General features: G+C 60.0%; 13 protein-coding genes. 8 read left to right on the forward strand and 5 right to left on the reverse strand.

Annotated features, from left to right (window positions below; all coding sequences use genetic code 11):
- Positions 1 to 246: 246 nt before the first annotated feature.
- Positions 247 to 831 carry a papain-like cysteine protease family protein gene (locus tag ACIP8I_RS05310; protein ID WP_400759286.1) on the forward strand — a complete coding sequence of 195 codons (585 nt, stop codon included), beginning with the start codon at positions 247 to 249 and terminating at the stop codon, positions 829 to 831.
- 10 nt (positions 832 to 841) lie between these two features.
- Positions 842 to 1,441, forward strand: a complete 600-nt coding sequence (locus ACIP8I_RS05315) for a hypothetical protein (protein WP_400759288.1) — start codon at positions 842 to 844, stop codon at positions 1,439 to 1,441.
- A gap of 63 nt (positions 1,442 to 1,504) precedes the next feature.
- On the opposite strand, the gene ACIP8I_RS05320 is transcribed toward ACIP8I_RS05315, so the two are convergent.
- The gene (locus ACIP8I_RS05320; RefSeq protein WP_027614555.1) at positions 1,505 to 2,845 is read right to left on the reverse strand and encodes a DEAD/DEAH box helicase; all 1,341 of its coding nucleotides are present in this window, start codon (positions 2,843 to 2,845) and stop codon (positions 1,505 to 1,507) included.
- 191 nt (positions 2,846 to 3,036) lie between these two features.
- Here ACIP8I_RS05320 and ACIP8I_RS05325 point away from each other — a divergent pair, with 191 nt between their 5' ends.
- Positions 3,037 to 4,335 carry a mechanosensitive ion channel family protein gene (locus ACIP8I_RS05325; RefSeq protein ID WP_095138585.1) on the forward strand — a complete coding sequence of 433 codons (1,299 nt, stop codon included), beginning with the start codon at positions 3,037 to 3,039 and terminating at the stop codon, positions 4,333 to 4,335.
- Positions 4,336 to 4,448: 113 nt separating this feature from the next.
- On the opposite strand, the gene ACIP8I_RS05330 is transcribed toward ACIP8I_RS05325, so the two are convergent.
- The 3 genes from ACIP8I_RS05330 to ACIP8I_RS05340 form a co-directional block, all read right to left on the reverse strand.
- Entirely contained in the window at positions 4,449 to 5,306 is an 858-nt protein-coding gene (locus ACIP8I_RS05330; RefSeq protein WP_007965993.1) for a carboxylate/amino acid/amine transporter, read from the reverse strand.
- Positions 5,307 to 5,639: 333 nt separating this feature from the next.
- Positions 5,640 to 6,239, reverse strand: a complete 600-nt coding sequence (locus ACIP8I_RS05335; RefSeq protein WP_400759291.1) for an FMN-dependent NADH-azoreductase — start codon at positions 6,237 to 6,239, stop codon at positions 5,640 to 5,642.
- 230 nt (positions 6,240 to 6,469) lie between these two features.
- Entirely contained in the window at positions 6,470 to 6,784 is a 315-nt protein-coding gene (locus ACIP8I_RS05340; protein WP_202369388.1) for a 3-phosphoglycerate kinase, read from the reverse strand.
- A 49-nt stretch (positions 6,785 to 6,833) separates the two neighbouring features.
- Here ACIP8I_RS05340 and ACIP8I_RS05345 point away from each other — a divergent pair, with 49 nt between their 5' ends.
- From ACIP8I_RS05345 to aqpZ, 5 genes are all read left to right on the forward strand, one after another.
- On the forward strand, positions 6,834 to 7,757 hold the full coding sequence (locus ACIP8I_RS05345) for a LysR family transcriptional regulator (protein ID WP_007965998.1): 924 nt from the start codon (positions 6,834 to 6,836) through the stop codon (positions 7,755 to 7,757).
- Positions 7,758 to 7,771: 14 nt separating this feature from the next.
- A complete protein-coding gene (locus ACIP8I_RS05350) occupies positions 7,772 to 8,575 on the forward strand; it encodes an alpha/beta fold hydrolase (protein WP_400759294.1) in 804 nt (267 codons plus the stop codon).
- A 3-nt stretch (positions 8,576 to 8,578) separates the two neighbouring features.
- Positions 8,579 to 9,142, forward strand: a complete 564-nt coding sequence (locus ACIP8I_RS05355; RefSeq protein WP_027614548.1) for a peptidylprolyl isomerase — start codon at positions 8,579 to 8,581, stop codon at positions 9,140 to 9,142.
- Between the two features lie 88 nt (positions 9,143 to 9,230).
- Positions 9,231 to 11,063, forward strand: coding sequence for an ABC transporter ATP-binding protein (locus ACIP8I_RS05360; protein WP_223007649.1), 1,833 nt, complete (start codon positions 9,231 to 9,233; stop codon positions 11,061 to 11,063).
- Positions 11,064 to 11,413: 350 nt separating this feature from the next.
- Positions 11,414 to 12,109 carry an aquaporin Z gene (gene aqpZ, locus ACIP8I_RS05365; RefSeq protein WP_400759296.1) on the forward strand — a complete coding sequence of 232 codons (696 nt, stop codon included), beginning with the start codon at positions 11,414 to 11,416 and terminating at the stop codon, positions 12,107 to 12,109.
- A 111-nt stretch (positions 12,110 to 12,220) separates the two neighbouring features.
- Here the strand turns inward: aqpZ and ACIP8I_RS05370 are convergent, their stop codons facing one another.
- Positions 12,221 to 13,345, reverse strand: coding sequence for a GNAT family N-acetyltransferase (locus tag ACIP8I_RS05370; protein WP_400759298.1), 1,125 nt, complete (start codon positions 13,343 to 13,345; stop codon positions 12,221 to 12,223).
- Between the last annotated feature and the right edge of the window lie 164 nt (positions 13,346 to 13,509).

The raw sequence follows: 13,509 nt of genomic DNA on the forward strand, positions 1-13,509 counted from the left end.
TCGCAGCCTTCGGCAGCTCCTACACCGAACTCTGTAGGAGCTGCCGAAGGCTGCGATCTTTTGCCCCTGAAAATGCATCAATGCATTTATTTTCTTGCATAAACGCATATTCAGACTAAGGTTACCTCGAGCAAGGAGATCGGCACCGTTCATCGCAGATGAAAACCGTTAACCACCGATCGCTCGGCATTACCGCAATACAACCACAAGCTGGACGCTTGTTTTCATTCATGGAGGACTGAAAAAATGTTAACCACTCAAGCAACATCATTCACCGGCGAGAGCCTGCCAAGGTGCCTCATCGGCCACCTGCTGGACCCGCAACTGGTCGAGGTTGAAGCCACTGCGCAAACCGCGGCACCGGCCGCTGCCAACCTCAACTTCAGCATGCAGAAACAGACTCAGACCAACTGGTGCTGGGCCGCCGTTTCCGCATCGGTCGGCAACTACTATGGCACCGGAGCCTGGACTCAGTGCGGCGTCGCCAGCACCCAACTGGACCGCAATTGCTGCAGCCAGCCTGGCCCGTGCAACGTCTATGGCTACCTGGATTCGGCCCTGCAAACCACCCGCAGCTATAACGGGATGAATCAGGGTTCGCTGCAGATGTCGGCCATTCAGAACCAGATCAACATGGGCCGCCCGGTCGGCCTGCGTTGTGCCTGGTATGGTGGCGGTGCGCACTTCCTGGCGATCTACGGCACCAACGGCAACTACTTGCTGATCGCCGACTCGATCTACGGTTACTCGACCCGCGCGCTGAACTCATTCCCCGGTTCGTACAACGGCGGCGGCAACTGGACTCACACTTACTTCACCGCGAAAAACTAGGAGGGCGACAATGCAACTGACTTATCCAAAGGCGCCTTCCAACGGCGTACAGACTTTGCGTCCGGTGCTGCAAGCCGCGCTGCAAAACCAGGGCTTCGGCATCAACCGCCAGTTCGCCAACGCGACACCGGCCAAAGTCAGCCTCAGCGAAGCCTATCGCGGCTACTCGCTGACACTCGACGACCTGAGCCAAGGCAAGGGTCTGAAAGACGCACGTATCGGCGACTGGCATTACCTGGTGTTTGCCGACGGCGTAAGCATTGCCGATGCGCAACTGGCCGAGGTGCGTGGCCATGTCGAGTTCGCTTCGTTGAACCACGGCACCCGGGCCGCCGACACAGTGGGCGCGTTGAAACTGGCGGAACAGGCGCCGCAATTGCACGGCAAAAGCGTTGAATTGCGCGTGCTGTTTGTCTCGGCACTGCACGTCGTGGCGATCTGGCTGCACGCTGACGGTGAAGATGTACTGATCCCGATCGAGCCGACGCCGAAAGAGCTCGGGAACTTGCGGCTGTACAGCGAAGCTGCGTTGCTCGCGCAGCTCAAACCGGCGGCAGATCGCGCCAAACAGCGCTTTGACGCAGACACCAGCGGACAGTTGGGGAACTGACAAACCCTGGGCATAAAAAAACCCGGACACTGTCCGGGTTTTTTATTGGCCGCTTGAAACGACTTATTCAGCCGCAGGCTCTGCCGGCTTGCGGCGCTTGAGCGGGGCCATGCCGTCGCTGCTCACCAGAGAATCCGGCTTCGGCCGGTTGGCGCTCTTGCGCTTGGTCGGGGTCTTGGCGGCGGTTTTCTTCTTGTCGCCCTTGGCGTCGGTCTTTTTCTTCTTCACGCCAACGGCTTTGCCCGAGGCCTTGACCTTCTTCGGCCCGCCGTAGGTGCCTTTGACTTCCTTGATGGTGCGGCGCTCGAAGCTCTGCTTCAGGTAGCGCTCGATGCTCGACATCAGGTTCCAGTCGCCGTGGCAGATCAGCGAGATCGCCAGACCGTCGTTACCGGCACGGCCGGTGCGACCGATGCGGTGCACGTATTCGTCGCCGCTGCGTGGCATGTCGAAGTTGATCACCAGATCCAGGCCATCAACGTCCAGACCACGGGCCGCGACGTCGGTCGCTACCAGAATCTTCACGCCGCCCTGCTTCAGACGATCAATCGCCAGTTTGCGATCCTTCTGGTCTTTCTCGCCGTGCAGCACGAACGCCTTGTATTCCTGGGCCACGAGGCGGCCGTAGATGCGGTCGGCCATGGCGCGGGTGTTGGTGAAGACGATGGCCTTCTGGTAGGTCTCGTTGGCCAGCAGCCAGTTGACGATCTGTTCTTTGTGCTGATTGTGGTCGGCAGTGATGATCTGCTGACGAGTGGTCGAGTTCAGCTGGCTGACCGCGTTGAGCTGCAAGTGCTCAGGGTTGTTCAGCACCTTGCCGATCATCTCGCGCAGGCCGGAACCGCCGGTGGTGGCGGAGAACAGCATGGTCTGCTGACGGTTCGGGCATTCGTCGACCAGACGTTGCACGTCTTCAGCGAAACCCATGTCGAGCATGCGGTCGGCTTCGTCGAGCACCAGCACTTCGACTTCTTTGAGGTCGAGGTTGCCGGCGTTGAGTTGCTCGATCATGCGGCCCGGCGTACCGATGAGGATGTCCGGCACCTTGCGCAGCATCGCGGCCTGCACCTTAAAGTCTTCACCGCCGGTGATCAGGCCGGACTTGATGAAGGTGAACTGCGAAAAGCGTTCAACTTCTTTCAACGTTTGTTGGGCCAGTTCGCGGGTCGGCAGCAGGATCAGGGTCTTGATGCTGACGCGGATCTTCGCCGGGCCGATCAGGCGGTTGAGGATCGGCAGGACAAAAGCGGCGGTCTTGCCGCTACCGGTTTGCGCCGTCACCCGCAGGTCACGCCCCTGGAGCGCCAGCGGAATGGCCGCTGCTTGCACAGGCGTTGGCTCGACAAATTTCAGCTCGGCCACGGCTTTGAGCAGGCGTTCGTGCAGGGCGAATTGGGAAAACACGGGTGCTACCTCGAAGATATGCAAAAAAACAGCTGCATAGGTTACCGGTTTCGAGCGCTCAGGCCGAGTTTCTTTATACAAACGGGCGTAATCAGTGGCTTTTTTGTTGCTCGATTTGTCTCCAACGGTAATACACAGCGTCTTAAATGCTCTAATCGCCCATCGCGTCTTACAGAAGAATCGTTGCTCACATGGATTTCAAACAGCTCTGGCTCAACGCCCAAGACCTATGGGGTGCCCTCGAACAGCACCCATTCCTGCAATCCGGCCTGGCGCTGATGCTGCTATTGGTGATCGCGCTGGTACTCGGACGAGTGGCACGTTATCTGATCCTGCATGCCAGCCGCATGCTCGGGCGTCAGCCGGCGCTGCACTGGATCAACGACTTTCGCCACAACAAGGTGTTTCAGCGTCTGGCGCAGATGACGCCATCGCTGGTGATCCAGTTCGGCCTGCACCTGGTGCCGGAACTGAGCAAAACCGCGATGACCTTTCTCGGCAACGTGGCGCTGTCCTTCACCATCCTGTTCCTGCTGTTGTCGGTCAGCGCCCTGCTCAATGCGCTGCTGGACATCTACGCCCGCACCGAACACGCCCGCACCCGCTCGATCAAAGGCTATGTGCAACTGGCGAAAATGGTTCTGTACGTGTTTGGCGCGATCATCATCGTCGCCACGTTGATCGACCGTTCGCCGCTGTTGCTGCTCTCCGGTCTGGGTGCCATGTCGGCGGTGATTCTATTGGTCTACAAGGACACGTTGCTGTCGTTCGTCGCCAGTGTGCAACTGACCAGCAACGACATGCTGCGGGTCGGCGACTGGATCGAAATGCCGCAAGTCGGCGCCGATGGTGACGTGGTCGACATCACCCTGCACACGGTCAAGGTGCAGAACTTCGACAAGACCATCGTCTCGATCCCGACCTGGCGCTTGATGTCTGAGTCGTTCCGCAACTGGCGCGGCATGCAGCAGTCCGGTGGGCGGCGGATCAAGCGTAGTCTGTTCATCGACGCCAGCGGTGTGCGCTTCATCCGCGATGATGAAGAGGAAAAACTCTCCCAGGTGCACCTGCTGACCGGCTACATGGGCCGCAAGAAAGCCGAACTCAAGGCGTGGAACGAGGCGCAGGGTAACGTCGCGGCGATGTCAGCCAACCGTCGGCGCATGACCAACATCGGCACCTTCCGCGCCTATGCGCTGGCGTATCTGAAAAGTCACCCGGAGGTGCAGCCGAACATGACCTGCATGGTCCGGCAGATGCAGACCACGGCGCAGGGCATTCCACTGGAAATCTACTGTTTCACGACCACCACGGTGTGGGCTGATTACGAGCGGATTCAGGGGGATATTTTCGACTATCTGCTGGCGGTGCTGCCGGAGTTTGGTTTGAGCCTGTATCAGCAGCCGAGTGGTGGGGATTTGCGTACCGGGTTGCTGCCGGCGGTGCTCGGTTCGGCGCACATTCCGGAACCCCAGAAACACCTGATGTAACGCACGCTTACCGTGTAGGAGCTGCCGCAGGCTCGGGCCGCGTTCGGACGATCTTTTGACTTTGATATTTTGAAGAGCAAAAGATCGCAGCCTTCGGCAGCTCCTACACCGGGTTACGCGGTGCGTCTGATACCCAAACGGCTGATCCATACTGCGGCGAGGATGACGCTGCCGCCGAGCAACAATCGCCCCAGCTCTTCGTGCTGATTCCAGATCAGCAGATTCAGCAGCAGCCCCACCGGCACATGCAGGTTGTTCATCACCGCCAGCGTGCCGCCGTTGACCATGCACGCGCCCTTGTTCCACCAGTACATCCCCAGCGCCGTCGAGACCAGTCCGAGGAACAGCAACACGCCCCATTGCAGCGGTGCTTCGGGCAGGAAGTTGGCTTTGCCGAACAGCAGAAATGCCGGCAATACCACCGCCAGTGCGCCGAGGTAGAAGAAGCCGAAACGCCGGTAATGCGGCAGATCGCTCGGGTGTTTTGCCACCAGATGCTTGTACAGCACCTGGCCTGCGGCGTAGGTGAAGTTGGCCAGTTGCAGCAACAAAAAGCCCATGAAGAAGTCAGGGTTGATCCGGTCGAAGCGAATCACTGCTGCGCCACCCACCGCGACCAGTGCTGCGACCAGCGCCCATGGATTGAAGCGTCGGTTCAGCGCATCTTCGATCAACGTCACGTGCAGCGGCGTGAGGATGGTGAACAGCAATACCTCCGGCACCGTCAGCACCCGGAAGCTCAGGTACAGGCAAACGTAGGTGATGCCGAACTGCAACGCGCCGATCAGCAGCATGCCGCGCATGAACGCCGGCTCCACCGAACGCCAGCGGGTCAGCGGAATGAACACCAGCCCCGCCAGCACCACGCGCACCAGCACCGCGAAGTAGCTGTCGACATGACCGGCGAGGTATTCACCGATCAGACTGAAGGAAAACGCCTGGATCAGCGTGACAAAAAGTAGATAGCCCATGGTCGCCTCTGTTTCGAATGGCGGCGACGATAGCGGGTTTTACATTCCGCAACCAACACAAAATCCCACTGTAGGAGTGAGCCTGCTCGCGATTGCTGTGTGTCAGTCAACATCGATGTGATTGAACGACCGCTATCGCGAGCAGGCTCACTCCTACAGGGAATCCGTCGCTCACTGAATCCCAGGCAAAAAAAAGCCCGATCTCGCTAAAGCGTTCAATCGGGCTACAGCACTCAGGAGCAACAAGTGCAAAGGGAGGTTCGATGCGCGTAGAGCCTTGAAGGGTTGCGCCAGGTCACTTAAACAAGCGGCGATTATCTGGCGATTAACATATCAAGCGACCTGGGACAGTTTGGCGTTGGCCTGATTCAGGCCCTTCTCTTGGAAGTCGCCGCCCAGGTTCATGCCTTCAGCGTGAATGAAGGTCACGTCGTGGATGCCGATGAAGCCCATGACCTGACGCAGGTACGGTTCCTGATGGTCGGCCGGGCCGCCGGCGTAGATCCCGCCACGAGCGGTGAGCACGTAGGCACGTTTGCCGCTGAGCAGGCCTTGCGGGCCGGTTTCGGTGTACTTGAAGGTCACGCCGGCACGCAGCACGTGGTCGAGCCAGGCCTTGAGGGTGCTCGGGATCGCGAAGTTGTACATCGGCGCAGCCATCACCAGTACGTCGGCAGCGAGCAACTCGTCGGTCAAATCGTTGGAGCGCTCCAGTGACGATTGTTCGTTGGCGCTGCGCTGCTCGGCAGGCTTCATCCAGCCGCCCAACAGGTTGGCGTCCAGGTGTGGAACGGGATTCACGGCGAGGTCACGCACGGTGATCTGATCGTTGGGATGCGCCGCTTTCCACTGACCGATGAAGGTCTGGGTCAGTTGACGGGAAACCGAATCTTGCTGACGGGCGCTGCTTTCGATGATCAGAACGTGGGACATGGTGTGTAGTCTCCATCCGAGAATGTTGTAGGTCGATGGAGTGAAGGTTAAACAGGGATGGATCGATGAAAAAGCGCAAATAATTGCTGCAAAGCATCGAATAATTCGTTTAGATGCTGACACGCACCTTTGTAGGAGTGAGCCTGCTCGCGATAGCGGCGTGTCCGATACATCAGAGTTGACTGACACACCGCTATCGCGAGCAGGCTCACTCCTACAAGGGATCGGTGTTATTTCGGGCTGCAGCTCAGGTCGATGCGCAGCCTGATGATCTCGCGGGAGAACTTGGCCGTGGCATTCGTATGCTTGCGGGCCGGGATTTCGATGTTGCGCGTACGCGGTGCTTCCGGACCATTGTTGAAAACGACTTTGCAGGTCGCGTCGACATCACCGTAGTTGGCGACCCGGATGGAGCCGATGTCTTTGTCGGTGTCGAAGGTCTCGTAGTCGATCTTCAAGCCATTGAGGTTCTTCTGCACATCGATCGGGTAAGCAAACGCAGTCAGCGGCAGCAACGCGAGCACCACACAACAGAATTTTTTCATTCGCCAGTCTCCATGAGGGACGGCCAGCTTAGGACAAGAGGAGCTATTGATGAAAGCGCCCCGCGTGACCCTTGATCAATGGCGAACATTGCAGGCCGTGGTCGACCACGGTGGTTTCGCCCAGGCCGCCGAGGTTCTGCACCGTTCGCAATCGTCGGTGAGTTACACCGTCGCCCGCATGCAGGACCAGCTCGGCGTGCCATTGCTGCGCATCGACGGGCGCAAAGCGGTGCTCACCGAGGCCGGCGGCGTACTGCTGCGCCGCTCGCGACAACTGGTGAAACAGGCCAGCCAACTGGAAGACCTCGCCCATCACATGGAGCAAGGTTGGGAGGCCGAGGTGCGGCTGGTGGTCGATGCGGCTTACCCCAGCGCACGCATCGTGCGGGCGCTGACCGCGTTCATGCCGCAGAGTCGCGGCTGCCGCGTGCGTCTGCGCGAGGAGGTGTTGTCGGGGGTCGAAGAGGTATTGCTCGAGGGCGTGGCCGATCTGGCGATCACCGGTCTGAGCATTCCCGGTTACCTCGGCGCGGAATTGAGCGACGTCGAATTTGTCGCGGTCGCCCACCCGGATCACGCGCTGCATCGCCTCAATCGCGAACTGAACTTCCAGGACCTGGAAACCCAGATGCAGGTGGTGATTCGCGACTCCGGCCGCCAGCAACCACGCGACGTCGGCTGGCTCGGCGCCGAACAGCGCTGGACCGTCGGCAGCCTCGCCACGGCTGCCACGTTCGTCAGCAGCGGCCTGGGCTTTGCCTGGCTGCCCCGGCACATGATCGAACGGGAATTGAAGGAAGGCACGCTCAAGCTGCTACCGTTGGATCAGGGCGGCAGCCGCAACCCGAGCTTCTATCTGTATTCGAACAAGGACAAACCGCTGGGCCCGGCAACGCAAATCCTCATCGAACTGTTGCGTACCTTCGACACCTTGCCGCTGGACGCACCGTTCGCCGCCCCTGAGCAAGCCTGACACGGAGTTCACCGATGGCCTATTTCGAGCACGAAGGTTGCAACCTGCACTACGAGGAATATGGCCACGGCACCCCGTTGCTGCTGGTTCACGGGCTCGGTTCGAGCACCCTGGACTGGGAAATGCAAATCCCGGCGCTGTCGGCGCATTACCGGGTGATCGTCCCTGACATACGCGGTCACGGTCGCTCGGACAAACCTCGCGAGCGCTACAGCATCGCCGGTTTCAGTGCTGATCTGCTGGCGTTGATCGAACACCTGAAACTCGGCCCGGTGCATTACGTCGGGCTGTCGATGGGCGGGATGATCGGCTTTCAGTTCGGCGTCGATCAGCCGCACATGCTGAAAAGCCTGACCATCGTCAACAGCGCCCCCGAGGTCAAACTGCGCAGCCGCGACGATTACTGGCAGTGGTTCAAGCGCTGGAGCCTGATGCGCGTGCTGAGTCTGGCGACCACCGGCAAGGCGCTGGGCGGCAAACTTTTTCCCAAGCCTGAACAAGCTGATCTGCGGCAGAAAATGGCCGAACGCTGGGCAAAAAACGACAAACGTGCTTATCTCGCCAGCTTCGATGCGATTGTTGGCTGGGGCGTTCAGGAACGACTTTCCCGGGTGACCTGTCCAACCCTCATCGTCAGCGCCGACCGTGACTACACACCGGTGGCACTGAAAGAAACCTATGTAAAACTGCTGCCCGATGCGCGGCTGGTGGTCATCGCCGATTCGCGCCACGCCACCCCGCTCGATCAACCCGAACGCTTCAACCAAACGCTGCTGGAGTTCCTTGCCACAGCCGATACTCAATCTCAGGAACACTGACCCATGTTGAAAAAACTCGCCCTCGCCGCCGGCACCGTGCTGTTTGCTGCCAACCTGATGGCTGCCACGCCTGCAAAAGCACCGCACGTGCTGCTGGACACTACCAACGGCCAGATCGAAATCGAACTGGATCCGGTCAAGGCGCCAATCAGTACCAAAAACTTTCTGGATTACGTCAACAGCGGCTTTTACACCAACACCATTTTCCACCGTGTGATCCCGGGCTTCATGGCCCAGGGCGGCGGTTTTACCCAGCAGATGCAGCAGAAAGAAACCAAGGCGCCGATCAAGAACGAGGCCAGCAATGGCCTGCACAACGTTCGCGGCACCTTGTCGATGGCGCGCACCTCCAACCCGGATTCGGCCACCAGTCAGTTCTTCATCAACGTGGCCGACAACGCCTTTCTCGATCCGGGCCGTGACGCCGGTTACGCGGTATTCGCCAAAGTGGTCAAAGGCATGGACGTGGTCGACATCATCGTCAACTCGCAAACCACTACCAAACAAGGCATGCAAAACGTGCCTGTCGACCCTGTGATCATCAAGTCGGCCAAAGTCATCGACTAAGCTGTACAGGGCGTTTCGAGCGGCGCTGGCCTGACGCCACGCCGCTCACACCGATAAAAGGAGAGCCCGGCCTCCGGGCGGTTATCTGATGCTCTATCGCCGTTTCGAACAACTGATCGACATATTCCGCGACGCTCCGACCGCGTCCCCACCGGATCGTGTCTGGCCCTTCTACACCTATTACCTCAAGCAGGTCTGGCCAAGTTTCGCCGCCCTGCTGGTGGTCGGCCTGTTCGCCGCGTTGATCGAAGTCGCGCTGTTCAGCTACCTGAGCCGCATCATCGACCTGGCCCAGGGCACGCCCAACCCGAATTTCTTCAGCGACCACGCCCTCGAACTGACGTGGATGGTGGTGGTCGCCCTGGTACTGCGGCCGATCTTTTTCGGCCTGCACGACCTGCTGGTGCACCAGACCCTGAGCCCCGGCATGACCAGCATGATCCGCTGGCAGAACCACAGCTACGTGCTCAAGCAGAGCCTGAATTTTTTCCAGAACGACTTCGCCGGGCGCATCGCCCAACGCATCATGCAGACCGGCAACTCGCTGCGTGACTCGGCAGTGCAGGCGGTGGATGCGCTGTGGCACGTGGTGATCTACGCGATCAGTTCGCTGGTGCTGTTCGCCGAAGCCGACTGGCGCCTGATGATTCCGCTGCTGACGTGGATCGCCGCCTACATCGGCGCGCTGTATTACTTCGTGCCACGGGTGAAAGAGCGTTCGGTGGAGGCCTCCGACGCGCGCTCGAAACTCATGGGGCGGATCGTCGACGGCTACACCAACATCGCCACCCTAAAGCTGTTCGCCCACACCAACTTCGAACAACATTACGCCAAGGAAGCCATCGAAGAACAGACGGTCAAGGCACAGATGGCCGGCCGCGTGGTGACCAGCATGGACGTGGCAATCACCACCATGAACGGCCTGCTGATCGTCGGCACCACTGCGCTGGCGCTGTGGCTTTGGACCCAGTCGCTGATCACCGTCGGCGCGATCGCCCTGGCCACCGGTCTGGTGATCCGCATCGTCAACATGTCCGGCTGGATCATGTGGGTGGTCACTGGCATTTTCGAAAACATCGGCATGGTCCAGGACGGTCTGCAGACCATCTCGCAACCGGTCAGCGTCACCGATCGTGAGCAGGCCAAACCGCTGGCCGTGGCCCGTGGCGAAGTGCGTTTCGAGCACGTGGATTTTCACTACGGCAAGAAGAAAGGCATCATCGGCGACCTCAACCTGACCATCAAACCCGGAGAGAAAATCGGCCTGATCGGCCCGTCCGGTGCCGGCAAATCGACCCTGGTCAACCTGCTGCTGCGCCTGTATGACGTCGAGGGCGGACGCATCCTGATCGATGGGCAGAACATCGCCGAAGTCGGCCAGGAAAGCCTGCGCGCACGCATCGGCATGATTACGCAGGACACCTCCCTGCTGCACCGCTCGATCCGCGACAACCTGCTCTACGGCAAGCCTGACGCCACCGACGCCGAACTCTGGGACGCGGTGCATAAGGCCCGCGCCGACGAGTTCATTCCGTTGCTGTCGGACGCAGAGGGCCGCACCGGTTTCGACGCGCACGTCGGCGAGCGCGGGGTGAAGCTGTCCGGCGGCCAGCGTCAGCGCATCGCGATTGCCCGGGTGCTACTCAAGGACGCGCCGATCCTGATCATGGACGAAGCGACCTCGGCACTCGACTCCGAGGTCGAAGCGGCGATTCAGGAAAGCCTGGAAACCCTGATGCAGGGCAAAACCGTGATTGCCATTGCTCACCGTCTCTCGACCATCGCTCGCATGGATCGGCTGGTAGTATTGGAAAACGGCAAGATCGCCGAGAGCGGCACCCACGCCGAACTGCTGGCGCATCGCGGCTTGTATGCGCGGTTGTGGGCGCATCAGACCGGGGGGTTTGTCGGCATCGATTGATCACAAAAAATCTGACTTTGTGAACTTTTGTGGCGAGGGAGCTTGCTCCCGCTCGGCTGCGCAGCAGACGCAAAGCCCGCCAACTGTGCGAGTCTGACACTACCGGTGCAGATAGTGTTGGGACAGCTTCGCTGTCCAGCGGGAGCAAGCTCCCTCGCCACACAATGCCTGCCCGCCAGAAAACCGCCCCAGCCCGCCAAACACAGGCTCTGGCGGTTTTTTTGCGCCTGCTGGAAATCCATCCAAAGCCTGCTGTACTCAGCCAAGGTTCCAGCGCGGAACCTGTCGTAAATCGGCAAGGAAGCACAACGCAACACAGTCTCGATAGCACGCCTATCAAGGACTCTCTCATGTCTCTGTTCAAACGTTCAGTCACTGAGTTGTTGGGTACGTTCTGGCTGGTTCTGGGTGGTTGTGGCAGTGCGGTGCTTGCGGCGTCTTCGCCGTTGGGCATCGGGGTGCTGGGGGTGGCTCTGGCGTTTGGTCTGACGGTGCTGACCATGGCGTTTGCCATTGGCCACATCAGCGGTTGTCACCTCAATCCCGCAGTGTCAGTCGGTTTGGTGGTTGGCGGGCGGTTTCCGGCCAGGGAGTTGCCGGCCTACGTCATCGCCCAGGTGCTCGGCGGGATACTCGCCGCCGCGCTGCTCTATTACATCGCCAGCGGCAAGGAAGGCTTCGACATCGCCGCCGGCCTGGCCTCCAACGGTTACGGTGAGCATTCACCGGGCAAATACTCCATGGCGGCAGGCTTTGTCACCGAACTGGTGATGACCGGGATGTTCGTGATCATCATCCTTGGCGCCACCGACAGACGCGCCCCGGCGGGCCTCGCACCGATCGCCATCGGCCTGGGCCTGACGCTGATTCACCTGATCTCGATCCCGGTCACCAACACCTCGGTCAACCCGGCACGCAGCACCGGGCCGGCGCTGATGGTCGGCGGCTGGGCGATTGCGCAGTTGTGGATGTTCTGGGTCGCGCCGCTGCTGGGCGCGGTAGTGGGCGGGACGATTTATCGCTGGCTGGGTAAAGAGTCCACGTGAAACCACCGCCTCCCTGTAGGAGCTGCCGGAGGCTCGGGCCGCGATCGGACGATCTTTTGATCTTAAAAACAACATCAAAAGATCGCCGCCTGCGGCAGCTCCTACAGGGATCTAGGTTTGGCGATAGGGCAAGGCTGTTCTGGCTTCCTCGGCGTACGCAAGAACGCCGGCGCGTTCCTGTTGCAGGAAGTCTTTGACGGCGGCCTTCAGGCCCGGATGGCGCAGGTAATGCCACGAATGGGTGATCACCGGTTCGAAGCCGCGAATAAGTTTGTGCTCGCCCTGAGCACCGGCATCAAAGCGCTGGTAACCGTGGGCAATCGCATAGTCCATGCCCTGATAGAAACAGGTCTCGAAATGCAGCCGGTCAAACTCGGCCAGACAGCCCCAATAACGTCCGTAGAAGCTGTCGCCCCCGACCAGACTGAAGGCCATTGCCACCGGCCGTGAACCCTGTCTGGCGAAGACCACCCGAATCGCCTCCGGCATCCGCGCGGCCAGCAGGCTGAAAAACTCGCGCGTCAGGTACGGCGCCTGACGCCGCACCGCGTAAGTGTTGGCATAGCAGGCGTAGACAAAATCCCATTGCGACTCGTCCAGTTCGCGCCCCTGCAGCCATTCAAACTCGAAGCCCTGCCCCGCCACCTGTTCGCGCTCCTTGCGCATCTGCTTGCGCTTGCGCGAACTGAGCGCGTCGAGAAAATCCTGGAAGTCCCGATAACCGCGATTCTGCCAGTGATACTGACAGCCGATACGCTGCAGCCAGCCCGGCTGCTCGGCCATCGCGGTGTCGGTGAACGGATCGGTGAAGTTGATGTGCGCGCTGGAAAGTTCTTCAATTTCCAGATAACCCGGCAAGCTCTTGAGCAGTTCGAAACCGTCCTCGACCTTTGCCGCCAACAGCCGTGGGCCGCTGACCGGGCTGAACGGCACCGCCGTCAGCAGCTTGGGATAGTAATCGATGCCGGCCCGGGCGCAGGCATCGGCCCAGCCGTGATCGAACACGTACTCGCCGTAGGAATGCCACTTGCGATAACTGGGCAGCGCCGCGATCAGCCGATCGTCTTCAATGTGCAGCAGATGCTCGGCTTGCCACCCCGTATGCGGGCCGACGCTGCCGCTGTCTTCAAGGGCCGAGAGAAAGGCGTGCCGCAGAAACGGCTGGTTCTCGGGCACCAGCGCGTCCCATGTCGCCGGGGCGATTTCTGACAGGCTTTGCAGGCGTTGCAACGGCATCCACTGACTCTCCACTTCCGGGCTTCAAAGCCCCGCGAGTATCGCTTATCGCTGCCCTTTGCACACGAGCAATCGGACGACAGCGCGCTAGATCAATAGTTCAGGGCAACTTTGTATCGTCATCGACATGACATCACTTAGCCACTGCTCTGTCATAAACCATC

The sequence above is a fragment of the Pseudomonas sp. NPDC088414 genome, assembly GCF_044753325.1.
Taxonomy (GTDB): domain Bacteria; phylum Pseudomonadota; class Gammaproteobacteria; order Pseudomonadales; family Pseudomonadaceae; genus Aquipseudomonas.